The following is a 16,670-nucleotide window of genomic DNA, read 5'->3' on the forward strand; positions in this document are numbered from 1 at the left end:
CTTAAAAGTTGCACTCATGAATCATAACTTTTTTATACAGAGTATCTCTTTGTTGGTGTGGTCTCCCTAGGGATGCGATCGCATTTTGCAGGGTTTCCACTGTCATACAAGTACCACCCAAGGCTCCCGCCATGGTGGTAATATGTTCTTCCATTAGTGTCCCACCGATATCGTTACAACCCCACTGTAAAGCTGCTGTAGCACCACTCAGCCCTAGTTTTACCCAACTTGGTTGATGGTTAGGTATGTAATTTCCTAAATAAATCCGCGCCACTGCTGTGAGTAACAAAGCATCATTGAGAACTGGTTGATCCCTTCCTACACGACGGCGCAAAAATTTGGGTGCTTCTTGTCCTACAAATGGTAAAACAATAAACTCCGTGATTTTACCTGAGTAACCTTGGTGAATGGCAGTTTTTTGCAGCGATCGCAATTTTTCTAAATGTGTAATTTGTTGTTCTGGGGTTTCAATATGCCCAGATAATATGGTGCTAGTGGTGGGTAAACCTAACTTGTGCGCCGTACCCACAATTTCCAGCCAAGTTGCTGTATCAATCTTTTCCGGACATAATACCCGCCTCACTTGATCATCTAACACTTCCGCTGCTGTTCCCGGCATAGACCCTACACCAGCATCCCTAAAAGCCCCTATCACATCAGCATATTCAATACCATCAATTCTAGCGATAAATTCTACTTCTTGGGGAGAGAAAGCGTGTAAATGTACCTGGGGAAATTCTTCCTTAATGGTTTCTACTAACTTCAGGTAGTAAGCCAAAGACTGACCGTTAATCTGCGCTTGTGGGTTTAATCCCCCTTGCATACAGATTTCCGTTGCGCCTGTTTCCACCGCATCTCTAGCTTTTGCCAAAATTTGCCCCCAGTCTAACCAGTAAGCAGCAGCATCACCATCATCCCGACGGAAAGCACAAAAACTACAGTGTTGCTCACAGATGTTAGTAAAGTTAATATTACGATTAATTACATAGGTAACTATGTCCCCGGCTTGAATGTAGCGTAATTGATCAGCGGTGTTACGAATAGCAGCGATCGCTTCTGGCTCAGTTTGTTTTAATAAAAAAACCCCATCGCCGGGAGATAAATCATCACCCAACAGAGCGCCATCTAGAATGGCATCAATAGTTTTATCTTTCACAGCAAATTACCACAGCCAACTGCCACAGTTTACTTTAATCATAGCAATTATTTAGCTACTTTGATCCGCCACAGATCGTAATTCAACTGCTGAAGTTGATAATTCCTTTCCATGGTATTTTTCAACTCCACAGAAGGCGCAAATAACAACACATCAAATCCCTCCGCAACTTTAAAAATATCCTTATTTAATACAGACGGAGGTAACTTTCTACAGGTATAACAGTTAGGTTTAAGTTGTAACTGAACTTCTGGCTTCAGCAGATGACTTAAAGCTAATATTCTCCCCAGCATACCATCACTGATTAACAGTGGCCGTTCAAGCTGATTAATTAATCCAGCATCCTCAAAATTTAGACCACTATGGCTTTTAGTCCACCAGTGATGAGCTTGGGATATCAAGACACCAGAAAAGATAGAGCCAGAAAACAGAAAGCAGATAATAATTTTCCAAAATTTCTGTTGAGGTGAAACTGAGGTAATTTTATTTGCTAGCAGGTAAGCTATAGATATTTGTATACTCAAATAACCCGGAGTAAGATACCGGGGAATAATTGACCTTGTCCCGCCATATATGACATCTTTTAACATAATTGGCACGCAAGTCACTAAAATTAATGTTAAAATAAATAACCAGGCTTTTGGAGATGAGTAACGACACAGATAATATAGAGAATAGCCTGCTAATAATACTATCACTGCTACTAAAGTTATCTGGATGACATATGTAGATTGATTTTGAAAACCAAAATTGATCACAGCCCTTTCGTCATTACTATCTATAAACATACGGCTAAGATTAAAAGCCCAGGTTTTCATCATCGATAAAGTAGGCATATTACCTTGGCCACCCACTATACTTGTGAGGTGCTTTAAATTGGCGACAATTACCCATAGCCAAGGTAAAAAAGCCAGAAAAGCAGCCAGAGAAGCCAATAAATAGGCAATTACTTTTTTAGTTAATCTCAAGCCTTCTATAGTAATCACATAAACTCCATGTGCTACTGCAACCGTTATAGATGCGGGGAAAGTGTACAGACTCATAGCTAAAGTGACAGCATAGATTCCCCAGTCTATTTTTTTATCTGTGCGCAATGCTTGCAGCAAGGCAGCACTAGATAGCAAAATTGTTACTATCCATAAACTATACTCTCTTGCTTCTTGAGCATATAGTATTTGAAATGGTGATATTCCTAAAAGTGCTACACCCATCCATGCTGTCCACGCACTACCGAATAGCTCCATACATAACCAATAGACACTAGGTAAAGCCAGTAAGCTAATAACAGCAGCCAAAGCTCTAGCAGATACCATAGAGTTACCAAATAACTGCATAGACCACCTAGCCATTACATAATATAAGGGCGGGTGTTGAGCTTCTTCTACAGCCAAAGAGCTAATAGTATCATTGAGGTTTTTGTCAGGGTTGGTAGTTTGATATTGTGCTAAATATCTGACAGGAATTGTCTCAAGTTCAGATACATTATTAACTACTTCATACTCTGTGTACCCAGAAACCCGTAATCCAGTAAAAGCTTCATCATCCCAGTATGGTTTCTGGTCAAGATTAATAAATCTAAAGGTAACACTTAATCCTAGAATAATGATAACTAAAATCTTCCAGTAGCTTAAAGAAGCTTGTCCGGAAATAAAATATGTTTTTTTCATGTAATTATCGACTGTGTATTTCAAGAGAAAATCAAGTTTTAAACATCTGTTTTAATAACCATTAATGATTATTAAAACAAAGAATCAATTTTGGCAATAATAAGCCGAAATTCATTAGTTATTCTGAAGATCATGTAAATTTTTAAATAAGATATGGAAATTGACAGATATTTGAATATATTGATGATTGCACTTATAAATTTTCAGCCTGTTATATTTATCTTAATCCACGGGTAATCAATAATAAATTAAGTATGATTTACAAAAGATGATGAGTATTGACTAAACATCAGACATCAAGCAAACAATATCTAACAATAGCAGATTAATCTTTTACATACTGAATAATTGGTAACTTTGATATGGATATAAAACCATCAGAAACACTGTTAAAAGTCCCCACAGGGACTCTAGAGATTAAAGATTTACCTGGTACTAGTAATCTGTGTTTATCTTTGGTCATTCCCACGTATAAAGAAAGGGATAATATCCAGAAAGTTATCCAGATATTAACTCAGACACTGAATGAATCTATACCAGGGGATTATGAATTGATTGTTGTGGATGATGATAGTCCCGACTTGACTTGGAAAGTAGCACAATCTCTAACTCAGGAATATCCACAGTTGCGGGTGATGCGAAGACAACAAGAACGGGGACTTTCTTCAGCGGTAATTCGTGGCTGGCAAGTTGCAAAGGGTGATATCTTAGGGGTAATTGATGGAGATTTACAACATCCCCCGGAAGTATTAACCCAGTTGCTGACTAAAATTGCACAGGGAGCAGATTTAGCAGTAGCTAGTCGTCATGTAGATGGCGGTGGGGTGAGTAGTTGGAGTGTGGTTAGGCGTTTCTTATCTCGTGGCGCTCAAGTGTTAGGTTTGATTCTATTACCAAGGGTACTAAGTCGAGTTTCTGACCCCATGAGCGGTTATTTTATGGTACGCCGCCATAGTATCCTCAGTGTAAAACTCAATCCTGTGGGTTACAAAATTCTTCTAGAAGTAATTGCTAGGGGTAATATTAAGAATATTAGTGAGGTGGGTTATGTATTTTGTGAACGTAAAGAAGGTGAAAGTAAAGTTACTTGGAAACAATATTTAGACTACATACACCACTTAATTCGGTTGCGCCTATCTACAGTTCCTTTGGGGGGTTTGAGTCAGGGTTTAGGCTTCCCCATTGGTCGGTTCCTCCGCTTTGGTTTGGTGGGACTCAGTGGGGTATTTGTGGATATGGCTATACTCTATTTACTCAGTGACCCGACTACTTTGGCTTTACCCCTCACCCGGAGTAAAATTATTGCTGGAGAAATCGCCATTTGCAATAATTTCTTGTGGAATGATGCTTGGACATTTGCTGATGTGAGTAAGAACCAGCAGCACTGGAGTCAACGCCTTAAGCGCTTTTTGAAATTTAATATTATTTGCTTGGCTGGGTTAGTATTGAATGTCCTGGTGTTGAACTTGGTGTTTAATTTCTTGATTCCTAACCGTTATATTGCTAACCTGATAGCGATCGCAGTTGCTACTATTTGGAATTTCTGGGTCAACTTAAAACTCAGTTGGCGCGTCACCCAGGTAAAATAGCCGGTAACCCCATGGCTTTAACTGTTGACTCCCCAGCGCCTGCTTCTGGGTTAGGTATAGCAAAATTTACCTCAAATGCTGAGTATCAAAGGTCTAAAATTTTTTATACAAACTTTCTCTGGAGAAATTGATATGAGTTGAAATATTTTGAGAATTATCTTGTGCAATCAAATTATTTTCTGCTATATTTGTTTAAGTCTCTTGTACAGGCTAAAATGTAAATAAGAGTAGATATATATCGGTGACTTCTGCCTATGCGGGCGTAGTTTAGTGGTAAAACTATAGCCTTCCAAGCTATTAATGCGGGTTCGATTCCCGCCGCCCGCTTAAAATTGATTTATCTCTGACTGTTGACCAAGTATTTAGCTGGCTAACGCTCTAGTGTAAACAATTAGTCATGGCTTTGATACTGAAAAAACATTACCCCTCTCCAGCAACGGAAAGGGGGTAAAGTGAGTCTAAAATTCTCACTGCTGAAACTCAGCACTAGTTAATAAGCATCTTGCAGCTCGTAGAAATCAGGCGAGATATAATCCTTCCGTAAAGGCCAACCCACCCAATCTTCTGGCATTAAAAGCCGCTTGAGATTCGGGTGACCTTCGTAGATAATACCGAACATATCGTAAGTTTCCCGCTCTTGCCAGTCTGCGGTTTTCCAGATCCAATAAACTGAAGGGACCCTGGGATTTTCACGAGGTAAGAACACCTTGACCCGGATTTCTTCAGGTTCCACAGCATCATCACCGACTTTAATCAAGTGATACATACTAACTAAATCTTGTCCTGGTCCGAGGTCAATACCAGACTGACACTGGAGGTAATTAAACCCGTAAGCATAAAGGGCTGTAGACAGAGGGAGCAGGAAATCTGACTCCACCTTAATTATTTCTACTCCTTTTTTATCAGGTTCCAAGGACTCATGCTCAAAACCATTTTCGGTTAACCATTGGGAAATCGGACCGGCTTTAACCAGAGATTCTTGTGCTGCTGGTACGGGTTTAGAATCTTCTTCAGCCACGGTTTTGCTCCTTTTGTTGAGTCTTTGCTGTCAGTAATGCGGGTGGAACTGGTAGACCGATGGCTTCTGTCAATTCCTTGGGAGGTGTGTAGCGAGTTTCTGACTGCAAATATTTACCGGTTAAAATTTGCTCAGTGGGCTTGAGATTATGAGTTGTGCTGTAGAAACGGTGGGTTTGCTTAATTTGACCTCGTTCCTGCATAGAATCATTAGCTATCTTTTTGCGCAATTTAATAATTGCGTCAATAATCGCTTCTGGACGGGGAGGACAACCAGGTAAGTAAACATCTACAGGAATCAGTTTGTCAACTCCGCGTACAGCTGTGGGAGAATCGATACTGAACATCCCGCCGGTAATTGTACAAGCGCCCATAGCAATTACATACTTTGGCTCAGGCATTTGTTCATAAAGACGCACTAATTGGGGTGCCATCTTCATGGTAATTGTCCCAGCAGTAATGATTAAATCGGCTTGACGTGGGCTAGAACGGGGAATGAGTCCAAAACGGTCAAAGTCGAAACGGGAGCCGATTAAAGCGGCAAATTCAATGAAGCAGCAAGCTGTACCAAACAGCAAAGGCCACAGACTCGAAAGTCTGGCCCAGTTATAGAGGTCATCAACTGTAGTGAGAATGACATTTTCTGACAAATCCTGAGTGATTGTCGGGCGTTCAATTGGGTTAATGATTTGCTCTTTGTCTGGGCTAGTTAAATTTGAATTCAAGACCATTCCAATGCTCCTTTACGCCATGCGTATACTAAGGCAACTACAAGGATTGCAATAAAAATTAGGGCTTCGATGAATGCCAACAACCCCAGGCGGTGGAAAGCAACCGCCCAAGGATATAAGAATACAGTCTCCACATCAAAGACCACGAAGACAAGGGCAAACATATAGTAGCGAATGTTGAACTGAATCCAGGCTCCCCCAATGGGTTCCATACCAGATTCATATGTAGTGCGCCTTTCCAGGCTGTTACCACTGGGGCGCAGCAGCTTGGAGGCGGAAAGTGCAAGGGCAGGAACTAGGCTACAGATGATGAAGAAGCCTAGAAGGTATTCGTAACCGTTGAGGACAAACACAATGAATATCTACCGCTTAAGGTGTAAATAAGGCTGTTATTTTCTTTTACATTATATCTGTTTGGCTTTTCTGAACTCTGGGCAACAGACTCATTTGAGGTATTTGTCGGTTTGACAGATGATGGAAAAGTTTCACACTTATGTCATAATTTTTAACGGATATTTAATATTTCTCCTCTGTGAGGTTTTAGCCATGAGCGAACAAAATAGCGAACAAGCTGTTGAAACTCCGGCATTAGACCGTTTTGAGTGCCGTGCCTGTGGTTATGTTTACGAACCTGAAAAGGGAGACGATAGCCATAATATTGAAGCGGGAACACTGTTCGCTGAATTGCCCATCACGTGGCGTTGTCCGGTATGTACTGCTAAGAAGACCGCTTTCGCCAATATTGGCCCTGCAGGTACTGCATCTGGGTTTAAAGAAAATCTCGGCTACGGTTTTGGTGTTAATACCCTGACACCAGGGCAAAAAAATCTCCTGATTTTTGGCGCTCTGGCTCTGGGGTTCTTGTTTTTTATCAGTCTCTACGGCTTACAATAAGTATAACGTAAGACCCGTTATCTTTTTTTAGCAAGTTTAGAGGGCTGCCATTGCGATTAAGGTGAAAATTTAGAAAAAAGTAAAAATACTGATGCATTCAATGAGTATTATGAAAAGTTGGCAAAGAATATTTGCCCTGTTTGTGCTGGTTTTCTTGTGTATAGGTTGTAGCAATGTCCCCTCTACCAGCTATAACCCTTGGGCTGTTATTTCTGTGCCAACAGAATCTAAGCTGCTGGATATTGCCTTCACTGGTAACCCTCAGCATGGTTTTCTTGTAGGTAGCAATGCCACTATTCTGGAGACACATGATGGTGGTGATACTTGGGAACCTTTGACATTGTCCTTGGATGACCCTAAGACCCGCTTTGACTCGGTAAGTTTTGCTGGACAAGAAGGCTGGATTCTGGGTGAACCTTCACTACTGTTACATACCACTGATGAAGGTAAATCTTGGTCGAGCATTACTCTGAGTTCAAAATTACCTGGTAGTCCTATTTCTATCTATGCTCTGGGAGAGAATACTGCAGAAATGGCTACAGATTTGGGTGCTATATATAAAACTGAGGACGGTGGGAAGAATTGGAAGGCTCAGGTAGAAGGTGCTGTTGGGGTGGTGCGTAATCTGCGGCGCTCATCTGACGGTAAGTATGTTGCTGTTTCTGCTAAGGGTAGTTTCTATTCCACTTGGGAACCAGGACAAACTACTTGGACACCCCGTAACCGCAATAACTCTCGACGTTTGGAAAATATGGGTTTTGCTGAGAATGGACAGTTGTGGTTGTTGGCGCGGGGCGGTCAGGTACAGTTTACCGATCCTGATGATCCTGAAAATTGGCAAGAGGCGCAAAATCCTGAGTTGTCTACCAGCTGGGGTTTACTAGATTTGGCTTATCGCACTCCCAATGATATTTGGATCGGTGGTGGTAGTGGTAATTTACTGCACAGTTCTGATGCTGGTCTCTCCTGGGAAAAGGATCGGGATGTGGAAGGTGTCGCTGCTAATTTCTATAAGATTGTTTTCTTCAATTCTGACCAGGGATTTGTCATAGGCGATCGCGGTGTTTTGCTAAAATACCAACCAAATATCACTGAAAGTTTTTCACCAGAGGCCGCTTAGTGGCATCATGGCCTTGAGTAGGTCTTGATTTCTCAGAAGGTCGTTACAAGTTGTAACTCTTTCTAAACTTTGTAGGATAATAGACAATAACAATCTTTGTAAAGGTAAGGATCTAAATGTCAGGTACCACTGGAGAACGTCCATTTTCGGACATTATTACCAGCATTCGTTACTGGGTGATTCACAGTATCACTATTCCAGCATTGTTTATTGCCGGATGGCTATTTGTCAGCACTGGACTAGCTTATGATGCTTTCGGTACACCCCGTCCCAACGAATACTACACACAAACACGCCAGGAATTACCTATTGTCAAGGATCGTTTTGGCGCTAAACAGCAAGTTGAACAGTTTATTGGAAAGTAGTTGCGGATTATGACTAGCGGAAATAACATCAATCAACCAGTTTCCTATCCCATTTTTACCGTCAGATGGCTCGCAGTACACACTTTAGGTGTACCAAGCGTGTTCTTTTTGGGCGCGATCGCCGCTATGCAGTTTATTCAACGCTAGGAGCTAATCATGGAAAGAACGCCCAATCCCAATAATCAACCGGTAGAGTTAAACCGGACTTCACTATACCTGGGACTACTTCTTGTTTTTGTTCTAGGAATTCTGTTCTCCAGTTACTTCTTTAACTAACTGAAACAGTTGTTGTCAATTTTTCTTTATTCAATCAATGTTGATTTCTTGTTAAGGGAGGAGAAAAACTGTGTCTGCTGGAAGTGGAAGAATTCCCCTGTGGATTGTCGCTACAATCGCGGGTTTAGGTGTAATTACAGTTTTAGGCATTTTCTTTTATGGAGCCTATGCTGGAGTCGGTTCTTCATTGTAAAAAAAGCTTGACCCGGAAAAAATTTACTTAGTATTTTCTGGCAATTGTTTAAAAATTAATGTTTAACAAGCCGGTTGTTTTTGGTGCTTTTCACCAAAAACAACCGGCTTTGGGTCTGAGATTCCCACGCCTGGAAGCGGTGGGAAATTCATGGCACTAATTAGCCGATATCCTCGCGTTCAATGTATAACATTAAAAACGCCATTGTCACTGCTGGAAAAACTAAACCAGTCAGGGGAACCAAGATAGAGGGCAAAAATGAAGCTGCCATAGTTAACTTTCCTCTTGAATAATTAGACAATCCTCGAAAACGAGCTTACTTTAAATTTCACATGATTTTTTAAATTCTCAAAATTTTTAACACAACTGTTGCTAAAGAGTTAACTGTTTTGATCTTCCCTATTAGCTCGGCATTGGGTATAGTTATGGTTTTTGTGGTATCCCGTGAGATAAGTATCTACTCAGTATCCCTTTGAGATTTTAAGTGTAATGGGGCGTCCAATCTCCCCTTGAGCATCGGGTATTGTTGGGGGAAGCTCAGACCTGATGGGTCAATTCAGGGAAAGGATTTCCTTGGCTTTCTATCCATTTTCTAATCAGGGGAGATGAATAGTGACTAGGATATGCATTTACTTGCAAATCTTGTGGAATTGCAACTTGTGACTCTTGGTTATGGGTCTTGTGCGCACCATGATCTTTTATCCCCAGTTGGGAGTTTATGGGGTCTATGGTCTTGTCATGCGCCGCAAATTCTTGATGTATAGAGTTATTTAATAAATTTTCTTGTGTAAATTTGGATGGTACTTCTGTAACATCTCCTGTAATTTTAAAACACTGATTAGCTAATAGTAGGACTTCACCAAATTCTCTGGGTGCACCATACAAGTTGATATCTGCCACAATCATCTGAGATTGACAACCCATGGGAAGACAAATTGCACAGCTAATTGTAATTGGTAAGGTGCTATCTGGTAAAGGCTGCCAAACCTGGGTGAAAATATCTGAGCTTGTCGGCGATCGCAGCTCAATTAGTAGTTCCAAAGCATAAAAACGTTCTGGAGGTTTTTGACCTTCCCAATTTATCTGGTCTTGTAGCTCCACTCGTCCCTGAATCACTGCTGTTTCTCCCCAAGGACCAATGTAAGTTTCTTGATCTAAGCTCAACCATAGCGGTAGTGATGGTTTTTGAGGTGAAGTATCCTCAACCCTATTATTCTCTGACACAGTTGCAGTCGTGTTTAAACCTACAGCCATGAAATTTTCTACCCTCTGTTGGGCTGTTTCATCTGGTAATGAGACTGGACTAACAGGCTGATTGATCACTGTGTTCTCCATTGCTGTTGCAATTCGTAAATCAGTGAGGCTCGTAATACTGCTGAGATTAGGCTGAGGTAATAATAAATTTGAGCCTATATTTTTCTCAGTATTTCCTGGACTCCACACCCCAGTAGACTGCTGAAGCAATACTTGTAGATACATGGAGTATTGCCAAGATTGACCCAGCAAATCTGACATTAAATCCGCCGAGCATTGCAATTCCCAAGTACCTGGTGTGAGGTAGGTAAAAGGAAGTACCGAGATTAAACCTTGTGCATCAGTGCGGCCAAATTGCTTGTGAATTAACCGCTTTGGGGGAACTTGTTGAGTGGATGAGTGTGTTACCCGTATTTCTACCTCGGTATTAGGGAGGTGAGAACGAGCCAAGACTCTATACATACCTTCCAAAATTTCTAAGTTTGGGGATTCCAGATTACACCAAGAGCGATCGCCCTGTTTTTGTATGAGAAATTGCCAGTTTTCCATTATCAGTTATGACCAAACCGAAGAGTAGCCGAGTAAAATTGTCGATGATATTGCTTGCAAGTTTACCTCAGTAACTAGCAATTCCTTCACCTCATGTTACGATTTCTGGACAAATACCCTGATATTGGGAATCTGTTTCACTTAAACTACTTTAAGGTTCGCTCTTCACCCAACCGGGTAAAACGGATTTCAATTCGTCTGCGGTTCTGATCTGATTCACGTACTACAGGAGCAAATTCCCCACTAGGTAATATTAACTGAGCCGCCGAATAAGCACGGAAGGACAATCCCGGAAGTTTTTTGTCTTTAACCTGAATATTACGCAGCTGTTGGACTACAGCTAAAGCACGCATTAACCCCAAATCAGCATTAGAACCCGCTTGTAGTTTCTCTAATTCCAATCCACCACGGGCAACATTTTCTAAATTCAAGTCTAGGTTACTGGCAATATTACCATTGGGCTGACCGTCAGTATGTCCGATCACCTCTATAATATCGATATTATACTGTTTACTTGCCCTTTCAATTTCCGGTAAGATTTTTGTGGCAATGTAATTATAGAAACTTGGGTTAATTCTTGCACTTCCAGAATCAAATCTATGCTTAGGATCATCTGGAATGAGAATAATTGGCGGTGTCTCTAGTTGCGTATCTACTAAATCCGGTTTTTGATTAATAAATGACCTCATGATAAAAAGTAACAAAAACAACAGCAGTATCATGAAGGCATTAGACATTAAATCTGTAAAAGCCGTAGAAATATTTAACTCTTCATGATAATCATTACCTTGCCGACGCCTAGCCATATTTTCCTATTTAAATGTTAAATTTGTTTTTCATGAGTAAAAGTATCTATGATTTTATCTTCGGGTTGCGATGTTGAGCTTTTTACTTCCGTTCGTAACCGATAAATTTCATGTTTAGCATCATTGAGATGGTTAATACAATCTTGCAAATTCCCATTGATATCTTGATTTACTGCTGTTTGTTTGTTCACACCTTCTAGTAATAGGTTACCTATCTTTTGATACTCTGCAACCAGAGTAGAATTACTAGTATTCATTAACTGTGATATGTTTTCATAATTCCTATCTATTTGCTGAGATATATTACCAACAGATGTATTAACTGTTCCAGCGTGTTTATTGATAATTTCTACGAAGCCTTGCATATCTAAAGTAATTTGCTGCAAACCTTGAGCCTTATCCATCAGGTTATTTTCTAATTGTTCAATTCTGGTGACAGCTTTACCAAAGCCATTGACCATTTCCTGAGAAATATTACCAGCTTGATTATTTATTGTCTGGATAAAATCTCGTACATCCCCGGAAATCGCCTCTAAACTTGCAGCCTCATTCATCAGCTTATTTTCTAATTGATCAAGTCTGGTTACAGCTTTACCAAAACTATCAGCACCTTCCTTAAGTTGAGGTATAATCTCACCCAGAGACTTTTGATTAATGCGATTTAAATCTAATATTTGGGATGAGATTTGATTAACGCCCTTAATTTCCCCTCCCAGTGCTTGCAGTTGCACTACCAATGAATTAAATGATGTGGTTGTACTAGCTAAACTTCCAGCAGAGTTAGAAAATCTCTCCTCTATTTGGGTTAAATTATTAGTCGCTGCTAATAACTTCTCAGGAAATTGACTATTAGCAAAGATGTTCGCAGCATCTTTAAATATCTGGGATTTAGCATTGAGTTGATGTATGGCAATGTCAAACTCATGAGCAGCAGCAGATATAGTACCTGCTGACTCTGTAAACTTTTCATAAACTTGTCTGGCCAAATCTGTCGCTTGCCTATTCCCCGCGATTATTTGTTCTGCGACCTTAGCCATAGAACTTTCCACCGCATCTCGTACAGTCACACCAAATCTAGTTAAAAACTCATCCTGCTGTTCTACCATCCTATTGACTATTTTATCAAGGCGAGTATCACCTTGAACTTCAGGCAGGTAAATATTATCTAAATAATCTTCTAAGGAACTGATAACCTGATACTTAAGAGCGCTAGTATTAAATTTCCAGTTAACTATTGTTAACAGCGCACTAAATAATAATCCCGTCAAACTAGTGACAAAGGCAATACTCATCCCAGATAATGATTGTTGTATTTGACCTACTAAATCATTAATATTAGAAGCAGCAGTATTATTCAGGGTTTCACTCAGCGCAGATAAATTAATTGTGATGCCAAAAAAAGTACCCAGTAACCCAAAAGCTAAGAGCAAATTGGGGATAATGCGGCACAAATATTCTATTTGTTCAATAGAAAAACCTTTAAACTTTTCTTGACTATAAACTTGGTCGATTAATGCTGCTGTATTAACTTGATCTAACTTGCTGCTAGCTTTTTCAAATCTGCTTTTTAGTGTGCTGATTATTTTGGGTTGTACCCCTCCTGGAGCATGATTAATTAGTCTTTGTACTTTCTCGGCTACATCTTGCAAATACTTATACAAACTCCAGCGCATCCAGATAGTAACTATGGATGGTATAACAATGACCACTAGCGTAGCCAAAATTAATTCCCCTGGTATTGATGTCATGATACTTCCCTGATTATGAAATGTGTGAGAGGATGCTGAGTAAACCAAATTAATTTAAGAATTGGTCTAAGATTCTTTGTTTTTGAAGCTCGTAATCTTCTTGAGTAATTAGGCCATCCCCTAAAAGGTCTTGTAAATTCTTTAAGTCTAACCGCATTTGTGCCCCAGTATCGGTATATTGCACCGATTCACCATCTACTATCTCGCCCACAAGAGATCTTCTGGTATCTAAGCTTGGCGGTAAACTATTTTCTGGAGTTGGGGAATTAAATTTATCATTCATTTTTCTGCGGAACCTGAGAATAATTCCTTCTTTAGTTCCTTTTTGATTGTTAATTAATGCATTCCTGTAAGGATAGTTAGGATGTTCCTGTGGTAACTTGTCAACTTCATTGACAAAGCTGTTGAATTTGGGTAAATATTCACTTTTCCACAGTTCAGGTTGTCTTTCCATAGCAGAAATTTCCTGATCTAAAATACCTTGCAAAGCTAATTTCATATCCTGACGGTTCGCCAGTTCCTCTAAGGCCTGTCCCCATTCTGAACTGAGAGTAGCTGTAGAATCACAGTCGCGCAAATCATCATAATATGTAAACTCTAATTGCCGATTTTGCGGGTTGGTCTGCAGTAGTTGTAGACCTAGACAGGGATAGAAAACATTTTCTAATTGTTCTATTGTCACTGCATCTGGTGGAATAATATCTGGGAAAACCACACGGTAATCATTATGTAGAGAAGCGCCGCGGGAATTATACTCCCTGAGATAATGGTTACGCATTCTTTCCAGACTATTAATTAATCTCAGAGGAAACCCACCATACTCATTGACAAATAAAATCTCATCCTCAGTTTGCAAGGATTTTAAGACTGTTGGCGAAATCCCTAAATCTGTAGTTAGCAAAGATTTAAACTGTCTGACTTCTAATTCATCGGTATCTTTAAAGCCCACTAATTGACTAGTTTTACCAGGATCATCCCAAAAATAGGGATCACTCAAATTCAGTGGTAATAGGGGTTTAGCTTCCTCCATAATTTGTGCTAAACGGGTTGAACGTGCGGTTGAGTAGTTTTGCATGAAGCGCTTAATTACGGATTTGACAATATTAGTACCCCGTGAAGCAAACATACTGTCAATTCTCAAATTCATCTCTGTTTGCAGCAGTTCTTGGGTAGTGCGTTCTTTCTCTAAGAAACTTGTCAAAGACTTTCCTCTACCACTGGGTTCTGTAATTTCTGAACTGATCATGGCTAACTGGGAACGTAAGTCATCTACAGGTAACATAGTTTGGTGACAGCGTTCGATGTCTTCATCATCAAATATGGCTTCACCGCTCATTTCATCGAAATTCAAATCCCGTAACTCTCTATCTTGTCTTTCGTAAATGTTTTTTAAGTCATTTAATAGGCTGTCAAAAGCAGTTGTTTGACTAATTTTATCTTGTACATATGTTTGCAGTTTCTTGACAACTCGTAGTGCTTCCTGTCGTACAGTTAAGTCAAAGTTATGTTTTATAATTTTCTGAACTTGTTGCAAAGCTGTTTTAATTTCTGTTTGAAATTGTTGATTTTTATTATTAAATTTGGGTATGACAAATTTAGCCTCGATATCTGTAAGAACCTGGTCAGTTTCAGCCCAGACTCTATCTAGGTCTTCAGGTGTTCTCATGTTCGCAAAATCATTAAGAGCCGCTTGTATATCCCGTTGGTAATCGTTTAATTCATGTTGCAGTGCATCTAACCAATCACGGCTACTTTTGAGGGAAAAATTAGACTTATTGGGTGTGAGTAGCTGAGTGAGATAATCATCAATATTACCCTGGAGTTGTTTAGTTAAGTTAGGAGTTAATTCTATTAACTTAGTTAACCATTGTCCTCTAGTACTTTCAGTTTCTCCTGGTTGTACTTTACGGAATTGATCGCGGAATTCTTTAGGTAGTTTTTGACGTAAATTATTTCTGTCGTCCTTATTTTCACACTTATTAATTAAATTATTTATTTTATTTTTCCAGGTGTTAATACTGTTGATGAATGTACTATCATATTCTTGCACTCCCTCTGCAAGTTTAGTAATTAAACCATCCCTAGTAACCAGGTCATTATGCCAATGGTACTCTAGGAGAAATTGCTGTAATAAATCCCGCGGATCGGGGCTTTGACTTTTACCATTTAACCAAAAATTCACCAGTTCTAACCCAACTTTATTTAAGGAAATTTCGACCACGGTATCACGGCGAAAATAAATGGCGGATAATCCAAATGTGAGGTAACGCTGGGGATTAGGACGGGGGTGTTTATCCCAATCAATAATGTGTTGTAAAAAATTATCTCTGTTACCTTTAATGAGTGGTGCTAATTCACTACTAAAATCAAGGGAAATTTTATGAGCAATAACGTTGCATAATTTGCCTTGGTTGAGGATTGTATATTCGCCGCTGGTTTGATGCGAAACTAAATAAGTATAATCAAAGGGTGAACGTTTTTCCCTGACATACACAGGATTTTGGATGTCATAAAAAGCCTCAAATTCTGTCCCTGGACGGTTATAGTAGTCTAGTTCTTTGAGAGCACCATAGGTATTCGCATTCATGCTGGGAGTATTACCATACAGTTCTGGACTAATAACTAAGTAACCGCAAAATCTAGCACCTTGATCACCATAAAAATGTCTGAGACTGTAAGCGATATCCAAAAACATCCCGCTACCTGTACCACCGCACAGGGAACCCACTACAAAAATACTTAATCCCGGCTCTACTTTGAGACCGGATCTGAGTAAATAAGCCTCGTGTCCTCTGGTACGTTCTTCAGCGTTCTTGATAGCTAATTGTATTTTCTGGTGATTGTGGAAAAAAGCCAATCTTCCTACTGGTCTAATACCTTTAGCACCGTCTTCTACTGCTTTAATATTACGTAATAACTGGGGGGGGAACCATCTACCAATGTGGTCATATGGTCCATAATCGTTGTATTCTGAACGCCTTTCTAACCCTTCAACAAAGGTAGTTACTTCTCTGGATGACATGGTAGCGGTGACTTTTTCTGATTGCTGAAAACTCAGATCAACACCATGATAAATACTACCGGTGCGAATACCACTGACTTGAGTGGCGGCTTTATCGGTGTCAATGTGGACAAAACTGACAATGGGGAGGTTCTTTAAATCCCCATATTTGTCTACTATTAAGCGGCGAACTCGCATTAAAACATCCCTACCAGTTCCACCTAATCCTATACAAACTGTGCGGTTGATTCCTTGATATTGTTGTTCATTGCTGGCTGCGTTCATAGAAATACTCCTCTATAGA

At 39.9% G+C, this 16,670-nt stretch carries 17 protein-coding genes and 1 tRNA gene; 8 read left to right on the top strand and 10 right to left on the bottom strand.

All coding sequences use genetic code 11. From position 1 onward, the window contains the following. Position 1: 1 nt before the first annotated feature. The gene (cofH, locus tag IM676_RS09150) at positions 2 to 1,156 is read right to left on the bottom strand and encodes a 7,8-didemethyl-8-hydroxy-5-deazariboflavin synthase subunit CofH (RefSeq protein WP_200989892.1); all 1,155 of its coding nucleotides are present in this window, start codon (positions 1,154 to 1,156) and stop codon (positions 2 to 4) included. A gap of 47 nt (positions 1,157 to 1,203) precedes the next feature. Continuing rightward, positions 1,204 to 2,823, bottom strand: coding sequence for a glycosyltransferase family 39 protein (locus IM676_RS09155; RefSeq protein ID WP_200989893.1), 1,620 nt, complete (start codon positions 2,821 to 2,823; stop codon positions 1,204 to 1,206). A gap of 362 nt (positions 2,824 to 3,185) precedes the next feature. Here IM676_RS09155 and IM676_RS09160 point away from each other — a divergent pair, with 362 nt between their 5' ends. Then, positions 3,186 to 4,412 (top strand): glycosyltransferase, encoded by a 1,227-nt coding sequence (locus tag IM676_RS09160; protein ID WP_200989894.1) that lies wholly within the window; start codon positions 3,186 to 3,188, stop codon positions 4,410 to 4,412. Positions 4,413 to 4,668: 256 nt separating this feature from the next. Continuing rightward, positions 4,669 to 4,739: transfer RNA gene (locus tag IM676_RS09165), tRNA-Gly, on the top strand. Between the two features lie 163 nt (positions 4,740 to 4,902). Here the strand turns inward: IM676_RS09165 and IM676_RS09170 are convergent. From IM676_RS09170 to ndhC, 3 genes are read right to left on the bottom strand one after another with little or no spacing between them, the layout of a single operon-like run. After that, entirely contained in the window at positions 4,903 to 5,430 is a 528-nt protein-coding gene (locus IM676_RS09170; RefSeq protein ID WP_200989895.1) for an NAD(P)H-quinone oxidoreductase subunit J, read from the bottom strand. After that, positions 5,423 to 6,160 (bottom strand): photosynthetic/respiratory NAD(P)H-quinone oxidoreductase subunit K, encoded by a 738-nt coding sequence (ndhK, locus tag IM676_RS09175; protein ID WP_200989896.1) that lies wholly within the window; start codon positions 6,158 to 6,160, stop codon positions 5,423 to 5,425. The genes IM676_RS09170 and ndhK overlap by 8 nt, the downstream gene beginning before the upstream one ends. Further along, positions 6,151 to 6,513: a photosynthetic/respiratory NAD(P)H-quinone oxidoreductase subunit C gene (ndhC, locus tag IM676_RS09180; RefSeq protein ID WP_200989897.1), complete on the bottom strand. Its 363-nt coding sequence runs from the start codon at positions 6,511 to 6,513 to the stop codon at positions 6,151 to 6,153. The genes ndhK and ndhC overlap by 10 nt, the downstream gene beginning before the upstream one ends. Positions 6,514 to 6,706: 193 nt before the next feature. On the opposite strand from ndhC, the gene IM676_RS09185 reads away from it, so the two are divergent. The 6 genes from IM676_RS09185 to IM676_RS09210 all read left to right on the top strand — a co-directional run bounded on the left by IM676_RS09185 (position 6,707) and on the right by IM676_RS09210 (position 9,008). Further along, positions 6,707 to 7,054 carry a rubredoxin gene (locus tag IM676_RS09185; RefSeq protein ID WP_200990141.1) on the top strand — a complete coding sequence of 116 codons (348 nt, stop codon included), beginning with the start codon at positions 6,707 to 6,709 and terminating at the stop codon, positions 7,052 to 7,054. A 100-nt stretch (positions 7,055 to 7,154) separates the two neighbouring features. Then, positions 7,155 to 8,174 (top strand): photosynthesis system II assembly factor Ycf48, encoded by a 1,020-nt coding sequence (locus IM676_RS09190; protein ID WP_200989898.1) that lies wholly within the window; start codon positions 7,155 to 7,157, stop codon positions 8,172 to 8,174. 116 nt (positions 8,175 to 8,290) lie between these two features. Further along, on the top strand, positions 8,291 to 8,539 hold the full coding sequence (psbE, locus tag IM676_RS09195; RefSeq protein WP_200989899.1) for a cytochrome b559 subunit alpha: 249 nt from the start codon (positions 8,291 to 8,293) through the stop codon (positions 8,537 to 8,539). A 9-nt stretch (positions 8,540 to 8,548) separates the two neighbouring features. After that, entirely contained in the window at positions 8,549 to 8,686 is a 138-nt protein-coding gene (gene psbF, locus IM676_RS09200) for a cytochrome b559 subunit beta (RefSeq protein WP_200989900.1), read from the top strand. Between the two features lie 9 nt (positions 8,687 to 8,695). Then, a complete protein-coding gene (locus IM676_RS09205) occupies positions 8,696 to 8,815 on the top strand; it encodes a photosystem II reaction center protein L (RefSeq protein ID WP_010997988.1) in 120 nt (39 codons plus the stop codon). A 70-nt stretch (positions 8,816 to 8,885) separates the two neighbouring features. Further along, entirely contained in the window at positions 8,886 to 9,008 is a 123-nt protein-coding gene (locus IM676_RS09210; protein ID WP_200989901.1) for a photosystem II reaction center protein J, read from the top strand. Positions 9,009 to 9,168: 160 nt separating this feature from the next. Here the strand turns inward: IM676_RS09210 and psaI are convergent, their stop codons facing one another. The 5 genes from psaI to IM676_RS09235 form a co-directional block, all read right to left on the bottom strand. Beyond that, complete coding sequence (psaI, locus tag IM676_RS09215) at positions 9,169 to 9,279, bottom strand: photosystem I reaction center subunit VIII (RefSeq protein ID WP_200989902.1); 111 nt, start codon at positions 9,277 to 9,279, stop codon at positions 9,169 to 9,171. A gap of 266 nt (positions 9,280 to 9,545) precedes the next feature. Beyond that, entirely contained in the window at positions 9,546 to 10,811 is a 1,266-nt protein-coding gene (locus IM676_RS09220; protein ID WP_200989903.1) for a hypothetical protein, read from the bottom strand. Between the two features lie 146 nt (positions 10,812 to 10,957). Next, the gene (locus IM676_RS09225) at positions 10,958 to 11,617 is read right to left on the bottom strand and encodes an OmpA family protein (protein ID WP_200989904.1); all 660 of its coding nucleotides are present in this window, start codon (positions 11,615 to 11,617) and stop codon (positions 10,958 to 10,960) included. Positions 11,618 to 11,634: 17 nt separating this feature from the next. Next, positions 11,635 to 13,365, bottom strand: coding sequence for a YhgE/Pip domain-containing protein (locus IM676_RS09230; protein ID WP_200989905.1), 1,731 nt, complete (start codon positions 13,363 to 13,365; stop codon positions 11,635 to 11,637). Between the two features lie 49 nt (positions 13,366 to 13,414). Continuing rightward, positions 13,415 to 16,651, bottom strand: coding sequence for a tubulin-like doman-containing protein (locus tag IM676_RS09235; protein WP_200989906.1), 3,237 nt, complete (start codon positions 16,649 to 16,651; stop codon positions 13,415 to 13,417). Positions 16,652 to 16,670 lie beyond the last annotated feature (19 nt).

The sequence above is a fragment of the Anabaenopsis elenkinii CCIBt3563 genome, assembly GCF_015245355.1.
Classification (GTDB): domain Bacteria; phylum Cyanobacteriota; class Cyanobacteriia; order Cyanobacteriales; family Nostocaceae; genus Anabaenopsis; species Anabaenopsis elenkinii.